Genomic DNA, 12,902 nt, shown 5'->3' with positions numbered 1-12,902 from the left:
GAGGAGGGTGATCGGGGTCCTTCGAGCTTTGCACTGCCGTCACACTGCGTCCATACGTGGTACCGGCCACGGTCGGGTGCGCGGCGGGAGGGTGACGCGGCGGTGCAGCGGGTGGGGAGCCGGAGCGAACCGGTGGGTGCGGGGCGCTGCGGGCGCGGGGCGCTGGCTACGATGGGCCAGCCGGTGGCCGTGGTGGCCGTTCGGCCCAGCGACCCTCTGGGAAGGCCATGCTGAACAAGTACGCGCGTGCATTCTTCACGCGTGTTCTCACGCCGTTCGCCGCATTTCTCCTGCGCCGGGGGGTGAGCCCGGATGCCGTCACGCTCATCGGCACCGCCGGAGTGGTGGCCGGAGCGCTGGTCTTCTTCCCCCGGGGCGAGCTCTTCTGGGGAACGATCACCATCACCCTCTTCGTCTTCTCCGACCTGGTGGACGGCAACATGGCCCGCCAGGCCGGTAGCTCCAGCCGGTGGGGCGCGTTCCTCGACTCCACGCTCGACCGGGTGGCCGACGCGGCGATCTTCGGCGGCCTCGCGCTCTGGTACGCGGGTCTGGGCGACGACAACGTGCTGTGCGCGGTGGCGATCTTCTGCCTGGCCAGCGGGCAGGTGGTCTCGTACACGAAGGCCCGCGGCGAGGCGATCGGCCTGCCGGTCGCCGTCAACGGGCTCGTCGAGCGCGCCGAACGCCTGGTGATCTCCCTGGTCGCGGCCGGCCTGTCCGGGCTGCAGACCTTCGGGGTGCCCTCGTGGATCGGGGTGCTGCTGCCGGTCGCGCTGTGGATCGTGGCGGCGGGCTCGCTGGTCACGCTGGTCCAGCGGGTGGTCACCGTACGCCGTGAGGCGGCGGAGGCCGACGCGGCGGCCGCCGGTGCCGAAGGCGGGGCGCTCTGATGGGCAAGGCACAGGACAAGCTGGTCGACGGGCTGTACGGGCTCGGCTGGGCGGGCGTGAAGAAGCTGCCCGAGCCGGCTGCCGTGGCCCTCGGCCGCAAGATCGCGGACGTGGCGTGGAAGCGGCGCGGCAAGAGCGTGCTGCGGCTGGAGTCCAACCTGGCCCGGGTGGTGCCCGACGCGACCCCCGAGCGGCTGCGCGAGCTGTCGCACGCCGGCATGCGTTCGTACATGCGCTACTGGATGGAATCCTTCCGGCTGCCGGCCATGGACCCGCAGCGGTTCGGCGAGGACGTCCAGCTGAAGGACGACCACATCCTGCGCGAGGCCATCGCCTCCGGTCGCGGGGTCATCGCCGCCCTGCCGCACCTGGCCAACTGGGACCTCGCCGGCGCGTGGGTCACCGGCCACCTCGGCGTCCCCTTCACCACCGTCGCCGAGCGGCTCAAGCCCGAATCCCTCTACGACCGCTTCGTCGCCTACCGGGAGAGCCTGGGCATGGAGGTCCTGCCGCACACCGGCGGCGCATCCTTCGGCACCCTGGCCCGCCGGCTGCGGTCCGGCGGGCTGATCTGCCTGGTCGCCGACCGGGACCTGTCGGCCTCCGGCGTCGAGGTGGACTTCTTCGGCTCCCGGGCCCGGATGCCCGCGGGTCCCGCGCTGCTGGCGCAGCAGACCGGGGCGGTGCTGCTGCCGGTCACCCTGTACTACGGCGACACCCCGAAGATGTACGGCCGGTTCCACCCCGAGGTGGAGGTGCCGAAGCAGGGCACGCGGACCGAGAAGACCGCCGCGATGACCCAGGCGGTGGCGGACGCCTTCGCGTCGGGCATCGCGGAGCACCCGGAGGACTGGCACATGTTGCAGCGCCTGTGGCTGGACGACCTGGAGGAGCGCCCGTAGTGAAGATCGGCATCGTGTGCCCGTACTCGTGGGACGTGCCGGGCGGCGTCCAGTTCCACATCCGCGACCTGGCCGAGCACCTGATCCGCCAGGGCCACGAGGTGTCGGTGCTGGCCCCGGCGGACGACGAGACCCCCCTGCCCCCCTACGTGGTCTCGGCGGGACGGGCGGTGCCGGTGCCCTACAACGGTTCGGTCGCCCGGCTGAACTTCGGCTTCCTCTCCGCCGCCCGGGTGCGCCGCTGGCTGCACGAGGGCGTCTTCGACGTGATCCACATCCACGAGCCGGCCTCGCCCTCCCTGGGCCTGCTCTCCTGCTGGGCGGCCCAGGGCCCGATCGTGGCGACGTTCCACACCTCCAACCCCCGCTCGCGCGCGATGATCGCCGCGTACCCGATCCTCCAGCCGGCGCTGGAGAAGATCAGCGCCCGCATCGCGGTGAGCGAGTACGCCCGCCGCACCCTCGTCGAACACCTGGGCGGGGACGCGGTGGTCATCCCCAACGGCGTCGACGTCGACTTCTTCGCCCGGGCCGACCCCAAGGCCGAGTGGGGCGGGCAGACCCTCGGCTTCATCGGCCGCATCGACGAACCCCGCAAGGGCCTCCCGGTGCTCATGGCCGCCTTCCCCGCCATCGTCGAGGCCTGCCCGGACGTACGCCTGCTCGTGGCGGGCCGGGGCGACGAGGAGGAGGCCGTGGCCTCCCTCCCGGAGCACCTGCGCTCCCGGGTGGAGTTCCTCGGCATGGTCTCCGACGAGGACAAGGCCCGCCTGCTGCGCAGCGTGGACGTCTACGTCGCCCCCAACACCGGCGGCGAGAGCTTCGGCATCATCCTCGTCGAGGCCCTCTCGGCGGGGGCGGCCGTCCTGGCCTCGGACCTCGACGCGTTCGCCCAGGTCCTGGACCAGGGCGCGGCGGGGGAGCTGTTCGCCAACGAGGACGCCGCCTCCCTGGCCGCGGCCGCGACCGCCCTCCTGCGCGACCCGGCCCGCCGCGCGGAACTGAGCGCCCGCGGCTCGGCACACGTACGCCGCTTCGACTGGTCGACGGTGGGCGCGGACATCCTGGCGGTCTACGAAACGGTCACCGCCGGCGCGGCGGCCGTCGCCACCGACGAACGCGTCCCCCTCCGCACCCGCCTGGGCTTCACACGGGACACGTAGGGGCCCGTAGCGGGTAGTGTCGCCGCCCGTGATCGAAAACCTTGTCTGGATCGCGGTGGCGCTCGCCGTCGTCGGGGTCTACCTCAGCTGGACCGCCGGGCGGCTGGACCGGTTGCACACGCGGATGGATGCCGCCCGGGCCGCCCTCGACGCGCAGCTCGTGCGGCGGGCTTCCGTGGTGCTGGAGGTGGCCACCTCCGGGGCGCTCGACCCCGCCTCCTCGCTCGTGCTGTACGAGGCCGCGCACGCCGCGCGGCAGGCCGAGGAGGAGCACCGGGAGGTCGCCGAGAGCGAGCTCAGCCAGGCGCTGCGGGCGGTGTTCGCCGACGCGGACCAGGTGGAGGTGCTGAAGGCCGCCCCGGGCGGGGTGGAGGCCGCCGAGGAGCTGGCCGCGGCGGTGCGCCGGGTGCCGATGGCGCGCCGGTTCCTCAACGACTCCGTACGGGCCGCCCGCGCGCTGCGCCGCCACCGGAAGGTCCGATGGTTCAGACTGGCGGGACACGCGCCGTTCCCGCTGGCCTTCGAAATGGACGATGAGCCTCCGGTGGACCTCGCGGACCGGCCCGCCTGAGGTTCATAGGGCCGCGGGGGACAAATGAAAGAGCCACCGGCTCCACATTGGCCCTTGTAGTGGACTGGTCGGTGGGGTTTTCTCGGCGAGTACCACCCGTCTTCCTTTCGCGTTCGTTTCGAGTGAGGTCAACCCGTGAGCACGCTTCCCACCTCTTCCCAGTCCGCTGAGTCGGCGATCGGCACCTCCCGCGTCAAGCGCGGCATGGCCGAGCAGCTCAAGGGCGGCGTGATCATGGACGTGGTCAACGCCGAGCAGGCGAAGATCGCCGAGGACGCCGGAGCCGTGGCCGTCATGGCCCTGGAGCGGGTCCCCGCCGACATCCGCAAGGACGGCGGCGTGGCCCGCATGTCCGACCCGAACATGATCGAAGAGATCATCGAGGCCGTGTCCATCCCGGTCATGGCCAAGTCCCGCATCGGCCACTTCGTCGAGGCCCAGGTGCTCCAGTCCCTCGGCGTCGACTACATCGACGAGTCCGAGGTCCTGACCCCGGCCGACGAGGTCAACCACTCCGACAAGTGGGCGTTCACCACCCCCTTCGTCTGTGGTGCCACCAACCTGGGCGAGGCCCTGCGCCGCATCGCCGAGGGCGCGGCCATGATCCGCTCGAAGGGCGAGGCCGGCACCGGCAACGTCGTCGAGGCCGTCCGCCACCTGCGCCAGATCAAGAACGAGATCGCCCGCCTGCGCGGCTACGACAACAACGAGCTGTTCGCCGCCGCCAAGGAGCTGCGCGCCCCGTACGAGCTGGTCAAGGAAGTCGCCGAGCTCGGCAAGCTCCCGGTCGTGCTGTTCTCCGCCGGTGGTGTCGCCACCCCGGCCGACGCCGCTCTGATGCGCCAGCTCGGCGCCGAGGGCGTCTTCGTCGGCTCCGGCATCTTCAAGTCCGGTGACCCGGCCAAGCGCGCCGCCGCCATCGTGAAGGCCACCACCTTCTTCGACGACCCGAAGGTCATCGCGGACGCGTCCCGCAACCTCGGCGAGGCCATGGTCGGCATCAACTGCGACACCCTCCCCGAGGCCGAGCGCTACGCCAACCGCGGCTGGTAGTCACTGCCATGACCACCCCCGTTATTGGTGTCCTGGCCCTCCAGGGCGACGTACGGGAGCACCTGATCGCCCTGGCCGCGGCGGACGCCGTGGCCAGGCCGGTCCGGCGCCCCGAGGAGCTCGCCGAGGTCGACGCCCTGGTGATCCCCGGCGGCGAGTCCACGACCATGTCGAAGCTCGCCGTGCTGTTCGGCATGCTGGATCCGCTGCGCGAGCGCGTGCGCGCCGGCATGCCCGTCTACGGCACCTGCGCCGGCATGATCATGCTCGCCGACAAGCTGCTCGACGGCCGTGAGGACCAGGAGACGCTCGGCGGCATCGACATGATCGTGCGCCGCAACGCCTTCGGCCGCCAGAACGAGTCCTTCGAGGCGAAGATCGACTTCGCGGGCATAGAAGGCGGCCCCGTCGAGGGCGTCTTCATCCGCGCCCCGTGGGTCGAGTCGGTCGGCGGCAGCGTGGAGGTGCTCGCGACGTACGACGGCCACACGGTCGCCGTGCGGCAGGATAATGTCCTGGCGACCTCGTTCCACCCCGAACTGACCGGCGACGACCGGGTCCACGCGTACTTCGTCGACATGGTGCGCGCGGGGCTGTGACGGGCTCCCGGTAGGATCGGGAACGAACACTGTTGGTTACGCGAAGGAGACAGGCGGATGTCCGGCCACTCTAAATGGGCTACGACGAAGCACAAGAAGGCCGTGATCGATGCCAAGCGCGGCAAGCTCTTCGCGAAGCTGATCAAGAACATCGAGGTCGCGGCCCGTATGGGCGGTGCCGACATCGAGGGCAACCCGACGCTCTTCGACGCCGTTCAGAAGGCCAAGAAGCAGTCGGTCCCGAACAAGAACATCGACTCCGCGGTCAAGCGCGGCGGCGGCCTCGAGGCCGGCGGCGCCGACTACGAGACGATCATGTACGAAGGCTACGGCCCCAACGGTGTCGCGGTGCTCATCGAGTGCCTCACCGACAACCGCAACCGTGCCGCCTCCGACGTCCGCGTCGCCATGACCCGCAACGGCGGCTCCATGGCCGACCCGGGCTCGGTCTCGTACCTGTTCAACCGCAAGGGCGTCATCCTCCTGCCCAAGGCCGAGCTCTCCGAGGACGACGTCCTGGACGCGGTCCTGGACGCCGGTGCCGAAGAGGTCAACGACAACGGCGAGACCTGGGAGATCATCAGCGAGGCCACCGACCTGGTCGCGGTCCGCACCGCGCTCCAGGAAGCCGGCATCGACTACGACTCCGCCGACTCCAGCTTCGTCCCGACCATGCAGGTCGAGCTCGACGAAGAGGGCGCGCGCAAGATCTTCAAGCTGATCGACGCGCTGGAGGACAGCGACGACGTGCAGAACGTCTTCGCCAACTTCGACGTCTCGGACGAGGTCATGGAGAAGGTCGACGCCTGACCGGCGCCGCACCTCCCGCTTTCCTTCGGCGGGCCGACAGGACACACCCTGTCGGCCCGCCGTCGCATTGTCGGTGGTGGCGGATAGCCTGCACGGACAGGTGTCGGAAGAGGGGGCGGAGTGCGCGTACTGGGTGTGGACCCGGGGCTGACCAGGTGCGGTGTCGGCGTGGTCGAGGGAGTCGCCGGGCGGCCCCTGACCATGATCGGCGTCGGGGTCGTGCGGACGCCCGCCGATGCCGAGCTCGGGCAGCGGCTCGTCGCGATCGAGGCCGGCATCGAGGAGTGGCTCGACGCGCACCGGCCGGAGTTCGTCGCCGTGGAGCGGGTTTTCAGCCAGCACAACGTGCGCACCGTGATGGGCACCGCCCAGGCCAGCGCCGTCGCCATGCTGTGCGCCGCGCGCCGCGGGATACCGGTCGCGCTGCACACCCCGAGCGAGGTCAAGGCCGCCGTCACCGGCAGCGGCCGCGCCGACAAGGCGCAGGTCGGGGCGATGGTGACCCGGCTGCTGCGGCTCGCCGAACCGCCGAAGCCGGCCGATGCCGCCGACGCCCTCGCCCTCGCCATCTGCCACATCTGGCGGGCCCCCGCCCAGAACCGCCTTCAGCAGGCGGTCGCCCGGCACGCCTCTGCCTCCGCCTCTGCCTCCGCCTCTGCCTTGAAAGGCCGTACCCGATGATCGCCTTCGTCAGCGGCCAGGTCGCCGCCCTCGCCCCCACCCTGGCCGTGATCGAGGTCGGGGGAGTGGGCATGGCCGTGCAGTGCACGCCGAACACCATCGCGGGGCTCCGGACGGGCGAGCAGGCGCGGCTGGCCACCTCGCTGGTGGTGCGGGAGGACTCGCTGACCCTGTACGGCTTCGCGGACGACGACGAACGCCAGGTCTTCGAGCTGCTCCAGACCGCGAGCGGGGTCGGTCCCCGCGTGGCCCAGGCGATGCTCGGGGTGCACACCCCGGACGCGCTGCGGGTGGCTTTCGCCGCGGGGGACGCGAAGGCGCTGACGGCGGTGCCGGGGATCGGGCCGAAGGGGGCGCAGAAGCTGCTGCTGGAGCTGAAGGACAAGCTGGGCGCCCCGGCCGCCGCCGTGGTCGGCGCCCAGCGTGCGCCCGCCGCGTCGGGACCGGCGCCGTGGACCGAGCAGCTCACCGCCGCGCTGATCGGGCTGGGGTACGCCTCGCGGGACGCGGAGGAGGCGGTCTCGGCCGTCACGCCGCAGGCGGAGGCGGCCATCGCTTCCGGCGGTTCGGCCCCCGTTCCGCAGCTGCTGCGGGCCGCGCTCCAGTCCCTCAACCGCGCCCGCTGACGGGCTCCCGGGGGTCTGGGAGCGAGCCCCCGGGAGGGGCTCCGGGGCCGCGCCCCGGGGAACGGGCGAAGGGCGGGGCGGGCAGCAGCACCGCGCAGCGGACCCCGCACCCGGGTTGACCACCGCAACGACGTAGAAGGCAGACTGAACACCGTGAACTGGGACGACGAGAGCGACGACCGGATCGTGGCGGCCGCCGCCGACGGGGAGGACACCGCCGTCGAGGCGGCGCTGCGACCGAAGGACCTCGGCGAGTTCGTCGGCCAGGAGAAGGTCCGCCAGCAGCTGGACCTCGTGCTGAAGGCCGCCCGCCAGCGCGGCGCCACCGCCGACCACGTGCTGCTGTCCGGCGCGCCCGGCCTCGGCAAGACCACCCTCTCCATGATCATCGCCGCCGAGATGGGCGCGCCCATCCGGATCACCTCCGGCCCCGCCATCCAGCACGCCGGGGACCTCGCCGCGATCCTGTCCTCCCTCCAGGAGGGGGAGGTGCTCTTCCTCGACGAGATCCACCGCATGTCCCGGCCCGCCGAGGAGATGCTGTACATGGCCATGGAGGACTTCCGCGTCGACGTGATCGTCGGCAAGGGCCCGGGCGCCACCGCCATCCCGCTGGAGCTGCCGCCGTTCACCCTCGTCGGGGCGACGACCCGCGCCGGCCTGCTGCCGCCGCCGCTGCGGGACCGGTTCGGGTTCACCGGCCACATGGAGTTCTACGCCCCCGCCGAGCTGGAACGCGTCGTCCACCGCTCCGCCGGCCTGCTCGACGTCGAGATCGACACCGCCGGGGCCGCCGAGATCGCAGGCCGCTCCCGCGGCACGCCCCGCATCGCCAACCGGCTGCTGCGCCGCGTACGCGACTACGCGCAGGTCAAGGCCGACGGGGTGATCACCCGTGAGGTGGCCGCCACCGCCCTCCAGGTGTACGAGGTGGACGCGCGCGGGCTGGACCGGCTGGACCGGGCCGTGCTGGAGGCGCTGCTCAAGCTGTTCGGCGGCGGGCCCGTCGGGCTGTCCACCCTCGCCGTCGCCGTGGGGGAGGAGCGCGAGACGGTCGAGGAGGTCGCCGAGCCGTTCCTGGTCAGGGAGGGGCTGCTCGCCCGTACCCCGCGCGGCCGGATCGCGACCCCCGCCGCATGGGCCCACCTGGGGCTCGTCCCGCCCCAGCAGGGAGGCGGCGGATCAAGCGGACAACAGGGCCTGTTCGGGGCCTGACGGCGCGGAGGTTCGACCGGTCAGGAACTGCGGTGCCATGCTGGGCGTTGTTCCATCGGTGCGGACTCGCCTAGACTCCGCCGATGCCGACCCTTCGGGTCGGCGTGCCCACCCCCGTAGAAATGGCCGCTCCCTGGCGCGGCCGTGCGAAGGATCCTCGTCCCGTGAACAACATCAGCTTCTTGCTCCCGTTCATCGTGCTCATCGGGGCGATGTTCCTGATGACCCGGTCCGCCAAGAAGAAGCAGGCCCAGGCCGCTTCGATGCGCGACCAGATGACGACCGGCACCGGCGTGCGCACCATCGGCGGCATGTACGCCACGGTGAAGGAGATCGGCGAGGACACCGTCACCCTCGAGGTGGCCCCCGGTGTCCACGCGGTCTACGCGAAGAACGCCATCGGTGCCGTGCTGGAGGACGCCGAGTACAACCGGATCGTCCACGGCTTCTCCGAGGCCTCCGAGGGCGACGCGCCGGTCGTCCCCGACGACGCCTCCTCGCTGACCGAGGGCGACGCCCCCAAGCTCGACCTGGGCAAGAAGGACGAGCCCAAGGGCGACGACGAGCCGAAGGACGGCAAGACCGACGGCGAGCCCGGCGCCAAGTAGCGTCCGGCAGGAGCCGCGGTGGTGTCCGACCGGCATCCGCCGCGGTTCCCGCAGTGAACTTCTGCGGGGGGCAGGGGTCCCCACCACACATTTCGTGGCCGTCCGCGCGCTGACCCGGCGCGGGACGGTTGGACAGGGAGAAACGACAAGGTGGCAGCACCGAAGAAGGGCCGGCGGCCCACGGGGGCTCAGGGGAGGCCGGGGCGCGCTCTGGCCTTCATCCTGATCGCGATGGTGGCGCTCACCGCGGGGATGTTCCTCACGAAGCAGACGACGCCCCGTCTGGGCATCGACCTCGCCGGCGGTACGAGCATCACGCTCAAGGCCAAGAGCGAGCCCGGCAAGCCGGACGCCATCAACGAGACCAACATGAACACCGCGGTCGGCATCATCGACCGCCGTGTCAACGGTCTCGGCGTCTCGGAGGCCGAGGTCCAGACGCAGGGCCGCGACCACATCATCGTGAACATCCCCAAGGGGGTGAACGAGCAGCAGGCCCGCGAGCAGGTCGGCACCACCGCCCAGCTGTACTTCCGCCCCGTGCTGGCCTTCGCCGACGGCGCCCCCGCCGCTCCGGAGCCGAAGCCGAGCACGTCCGCGAGCTCGTCCCCGAGCCCCTCCGCGAGCGGTTCCGGCACCCCGAAGGCCGAGGGCTCCAAGCCCCCCGCCTCGGCCACCCCGTCGTCCAGCGCCACTTCCCAGGGCCGTGTGCTCAGCGAGGCCCTCAAGGCCCCGGGCACCCCCACTCCCTCGCCCTCGGCGAGCGAGTCGAAGAAGGCAGACGACAGCAAGGCCACGCCCTCCGCCTCGGCCCCTGCCCCCGCTCCGACCCCGTCGGCGGACCCGGCCGTGGCCGACCTGCAGGCGAGGTTCGCCGCGCTGGACTGCACCAAGGAGGACCAGCGCGCCGCCGCCGGCAAGGGCGCCAAGCCCGAGGACCCGACGCTCGCCTGTGGCCAGCGCGGCACCGCCTGGGGCAAGTGGGTCCTCGGCCCGGCCCAGGTCAACGGCCAGGACGTGAAGGACGCCAAGGGCGTCATCGACCAGCAGCGCGGTCAGTGGATCGTGCAGATGCAGTTCACCGACAAGGGCGCCGACAAGTTCGCCAAGATCACCGGTGAGCTGGCCACCAAGCAGTCCCCGCAGAACCAGTTCGCGATCGTGCTCGACGGCAAGGTCATCTCCGACCCGTCCGTCAGCCAGGCGCTGACCGGCGGCAGCGCCGAGATCTCCGGCGGCTTCACCCAGCAGTCCGCGCAGGACCTGGGCAACATGCTGTCGTACGGCGCCCTGCCGCTCTCCTTCAGCGAGGACAGCGTCACCACCGTCACCGCCGCGCTCGGCGGCGAGCAGCTGAAGGCCGGCCTCATCGCCGGCGCCATCGGCCTCGCGCTCGTGGTGATCTACCTGCTGGTGTACTACCGGGGCCTGGCCTTCATCGCCATCGTCAGCCTCCTGGTGTCCGCGATCCTCACGTACACGATCATGTCGCTGCTGGGCAAGGGCATCGGCTTCGCCCTGAACCTGCCCGCCGTCTGCGGCGCGATCGTCGCGATCGGCATCACGGCCGACTCGTTCATCGTGTACTTCGAGCGCATCCGTGACGAGATCCGCGAGGGCCGCACCCTGCGTCCGGCTGTCGAGCGCGCCTGGCCGCGTGCCCGCCGCACCATCCTGGTCTCCGACTTCGTGTCGTTCCTCGCCGCCGCGGTGCTCTTCATCGTCACCGTCGGCAAGGTCCAGGGCTTCGCCTTCACGCTGGGTCTGACCACCCTCCTCGACGTGGTCGTGGTGTTCCTCTTCACCAAGCCGGTCATGACCCTGCTGGCCCGTACGAAGTTCTTCTCCGGCGGACACCCGTGGTCCGGGCTGGACCCGAAGCGGCTGGGCGCCAAGCCGCCGCTGCGCCGGTCCCGCCGCGGCGCGCCCGTCCCCGCCCCCGTCGACGCAAAGGAGGCGTGAGAGATGTCGAAGCTGGGAGATCTCGGCGCCAAGCTGTACCGCGGTGATGTCGGCTACGACTTCGTCGGCAAGCGCTTCGTCTGGTACGGCGTTTCCATCCTGATCACCATCACGGCGATCGTGGCCCTGGCCGTACAGGGCCTCAACATGGGTATCGAGTTCAAGGGCGGTGCCGTCTTCACCACCCCGAAGACGGCCGTCTCCGTCGCCAGGGCGACCGAGAGCGCGGAGAAGACCTCGGGGCACGACGCGATCGTCCAGGAGCTCGGCACCGGCGGACTGAGGATTCAGATCTCCGGCCTGAGCACCGAAGCGGCGGCGTCCGTGAAGAAGGGGCTCGCGGCCGACCTCAAGGTCGACGCGAACCAGATCAACGCGGACCTGGTCGGCCCGAGCTGGGGCGAGCAGATCGCGAACAAGGCCTGGACCGGCCTCGGCGTCTTCATGGTCCTCGTGGTGATCTACCTCGCCATCGCCTTCGAATGGCGGATGGCCGTCGCCGCGCTGATCGCGCTGGTCCACGACCTCACCATCACCGTCGGCGTGTACGCGCTGGTCGGCTTCGAGGTCACCCCGGGCACCGTGATCGGTCTGCTCACCATCCTCGGTTACTCCCTCTACGACACCGTCGTCGTCTTCGACGGTCTGAAGGAGGGGTCGAAGGACATCACCAAGCAGACCCGCTACACCTTCAGCGAGATCGCCAACCGCAGCATCAACGGCACGCTGGTCCGCTCGATCAACACCACCGTCGTCGCGCTGCTCCCGGTCGCCGGACTGCTCTTCATCGGCGGCGGCGTGCTGGGCGCGGGCATGCTCAACGACATCTCGCTGTCGCTGTTCGTCGGCCTCGCGGCCGGTGCGTACTCCTCGATCTTCATCGCGACCCCGCTGGTCGTGGACCTGAAGGAGCGCGAGCCGGCGATGAAGGCGCTGACCAAGCGGGTGCTCGCCAAGCGGGCCGCCGCGGCCGCCAAGGGCGAGGACGCCGAGGGCGCCGACGCGGACGACGCCCCGCAGGTCGTGGCCCAGGGCGGCCAGGGGAGGCGGCGCCGGTGACCGCGCCCTCCTCCACCCCCGAGCTCCGCGAGCTGCTGCTCGGCCGGATCAAGGACGTCCCGGACTACCCGAAGCCCGGGGTGACGTTCAAGGACATCACCCCGCTGCTCGCCGACCCGAAGGCCTTCGCGGCGCTGACGGAGGCGCTGGTGGAGCTGGCCGTCCGGTACGGCGCCACCAAGATCGTCGGCCTGGAGGCGCGCGGGTTCATCCTCGCCGCCCCGGTGGCCGTCCAGGCGGGCATCGGCTTCGTCCCCGTACGCAAGGCCGGGAAGCTGCCGGGCGCCACGCTCGCGCAGTCGTACGAGCTGGAGTACGGCACCGCCGAGATCGAGGTCCACGCGGAGGACCTGTCGGGCGGTGACAGGGTCATGGTCATCGACGACGTCCTCGCGACCGGCGGCACCGCCGAGGCATCGCTGGAGCTGATCCGGCGGGCCGGTGCCGAGGTCGCCGGAGTGGCGGTCCTGATGGAGCTGTCCTTCCTCCCGGGCCGGGCCAAGCTGGCCCCGGCGCTGGCGGGGGCCCCGCTGGACGCGCTGATCGTGGTCTGATCCCCGCTCTGCCGAAGCGGCGGGTTCCCGGGACATCCGGGGACCCGCCGTTCTCGTTCGGGTACGGACCCTCGGGCCGGGCCGGAGCGTGCCTGGGGGCGCGTGCCGGGGAGCGACCACGGAGAACGGGTCGGCGGAACCCTCGCTACCATGGGTTATCCGGACCTGACCGGGCCCCCGGATCCTCCCCCTGACTCCGTCCGGGG

At 71.4% G+C, this 12,902-nt stretch carries 14 protein-coding genes; all 14 read left to right on the top strand.

Going from position 1 to position 12,902, the window contains the following annotated elements:
- Nucleotides 1–227 precede the first annotated feature (227 nt).
- The 14 genes from pgsA to ACZ518_RS23820 all read left to right on the top strand — a co-directional run bounded on the left by pgsA (nt 228) and on the right by ACZ518_RS23820 (nt 12,696).
- A complete protein-coding gene (gene pgsA / locus ACZ518_RS23885; RefSeq protein WP_469115029.1) occupies nt 228–893 on the top strand; it encodes a phosphatidylinositol phosphate synthase in 666 nt (221 codons plus the stop codon).
- Entirely contained in the window at nt 893–1,795 is a 903-nt protein-coding gene (locus tag ACZ518_RS23880) for a phosphatidylinositol mannoside acyltransferase (RefSeq protein ID WP_469115028.1), read from the top strand. Before pgsA ends, ACZ518_RS23880 begins: the two co-directional genes overlap by 1 nt.
- On the top strand, nt 1,795–2,958 hold the full coding sequence (locus ACZ518_RS23875) for a glycosyltransferase family 4 protein (protein ID WP_469115027.1): 1,164 nt from the start codon (nt 1,795–1,797) through the stop codon (nt 2,956–2,958). The genes ACZ518_RS23880 and ACZ518_RS23875 overlap by 1 nt, the downstream gene beginning before the upstream one ends.
- A 28-nt stretch (nt 2,959–2,986) precedes the next feature.
- Entirely contained in the window at nt 2,987–3,529 is a 543-nt protein-coding gene (locus tag ACZ518_RS23870; RefSeq protein ID WP_469115026.1) for a hypothetical protein, read from the top strand.
- A gap of 135 nt (nt 3,530–3,664) precedes the next feature.
- Entirely contained in the window at nt 3,665–4,582 is a 918-nt protein-coding gene (gene pdxS, locus ACZ518_RS23865) for a pyridoxal 5'-phosphate synthase lyase subunit PdxS (RefSeq protein ID WP_469115025.1), read from the top strand.
- A gap of 8 nt (nt 4,583–4,590) precedes the next feature.
- Nucleotides 4,591–5,181 (top strand): pyridoxal 5'-phosphate synthase glutaminase subunit PdxT, encoded by a 591-nt coding sequence (gene pdxT, locus ACZ518_RS23860; RefSeq protein WP_469115024.1) that lies wholly within the window; start codon nt 4,591–4,593, stop codon nt 5,179–5,181.
- 57 nt (nt 5,182–5,238) lie between these two features.
- A complete protein-coding gene (locus ACZ518_RS23855; RefSeq protein WP_469115023.1) occupies nt 5,239–5,991 on the top strand; it encodes a YebC/PmpR family DNA-binding transcriptional regulator in 753 nt (250 codons plus the stop codon).
- A gap of 120 nt (nt 5,992–6,111) precedes the next feature.
- The gene (gene ruvC / locus ACZ518_RS23850) at nt 6,112–6,672 is read left to right on the top strand and encodes a crossover junction endodeoxyribonuclease RuvC (protein WP_469115022.1); all 561 of its coding nucleotides are present in this window, start codon (nt 6,112–6,114) and stop codon (nt 6,670–6,672) included.
- Nucleotides 6,669–7,298, top strand: a complete 630-nt coding sequence (gene ruvA, locus ACZ518_RS23845; RefSeq protein ID WP_469115021.1) for a Holliday junction branch migration protein RuvA — start codon at nt 6,669–6,671, stop codon at nt 7,296–7,298. Before ruvC ends, ruvA begins: the two co-directional genes overlap by 4 nt.
- Before the next feature lie 153 nt (nt 7,299–7,451).
- Nucleotides 7,452–8,513 (top strand): Holliday junction branch migration DNA helicase RuvB, encoded by a 1,062-nt coding sequence (gene ruvB, locus ACZ518_RS23840; protein ID WP_469115020.1) that lies wholly within the window; start codon nt 7,452–7,454, stop codon nt 8,511–8,513.
- A gap of 164 nt (nt 8,514–8,677) precedes the next feature.
- Entirely contained in the window at nt 8,678–9,121 is a 444-nt protein-coding gene (gene yajC, locus ACZ518_RS23835) for a preprotein translocase subunit YajC (RefSeq protein WP_469115019.1), read from the top strand.
- Between the two features lie 150 nt (nt 9,122–9,271).
- Nucleotides 9,272–11,083, top strand: coding sequence for a protein translocase subunit SecD (gene secD / locus ACZ518_RS23830; RefSeq protein WP_469115018.1), 1,812 nt, complete (start codon nt 9,272–9,274; stop codon nt 11,081–11,083).
- 3 nt (nt 11,084–11,086) lie between these two features.
- Entirely contained in the window at nt 11,087–12,142 is a 1,056-nt protein-coding gene (gene secF, locus ACZ518_RS23825; protein ID WP_469115017.1) for a protein translocase subunit SecF, read from the top strand.
- Nucleotides 12,139–12,696: an adenine phosphoribosyltransferase gene (locus ACZ518_RS23820; RefSeq protein WP_469115016.1), complete on the top strand. Its 558-nt coding sequence runs from the start codon at nt 12,139–12,141 to the stop codon at nt 12,694–12,696. Before secF ends, ACZ518_RS23820 begins: the two co-directional genes overlap by 4 nt.
- Nucleotides 12,697–12,902: the final 206 nt, after the last annotated feature.

The organism is Streptomyces sp. NPDC033966 (assembly GCF_055575955.1).
The sequence above is the reverse complement of the archived record's forward strand: the minus strand, read 5'-3'. Positions and strand labels throughout refer to the sequence as shown.

Excerpts from the sequence above, each read along its gene's own strand:
- pdxT (WP_469115024.1), top strand. The coding sequence starts at position 4,591 with ATGACCACCCCCGTTATTGGTGTCCTGGCCCTCCAGGGCGACGTACGG.
- secF (WP_469115017.1), top strand. The coding sequence starts at position 11,087 with ATGTCGAAGCTGGGAGATCTCGGCGCCAAGCTGTACCGCGGTGATGTC.
- ACZ518_RS23855 (WP_469115023.1), top strand. The coding sequence starts at position 5,239 with ATGTCCGGCCACTCTAAATGGGCTACGACGAAGCACAAGAAGGCCGTG.
- pgsA (WP_469115029.1), top strand. The coding sequence starts at position 228 with ATGCTGAACAAGTACGCGCGTGCATTCTTCACGCGTGTTCTCACGCCG.
- ACZ518_RS23880 (WP_469115028.1), top strand. The coding sequence starts at position 893 with ATGGGCAAGGCACAGGACAAGCTGGTCGACGGGCTGTACGGGCTCGGC.
- ruvA (WP_469115021.1), top strand. The coding sequence starts at position 6,669 with ATGATCGCCTTCGTCAGCGGCCAGGTCGCCGCCCTCGCCCCCACCCTG.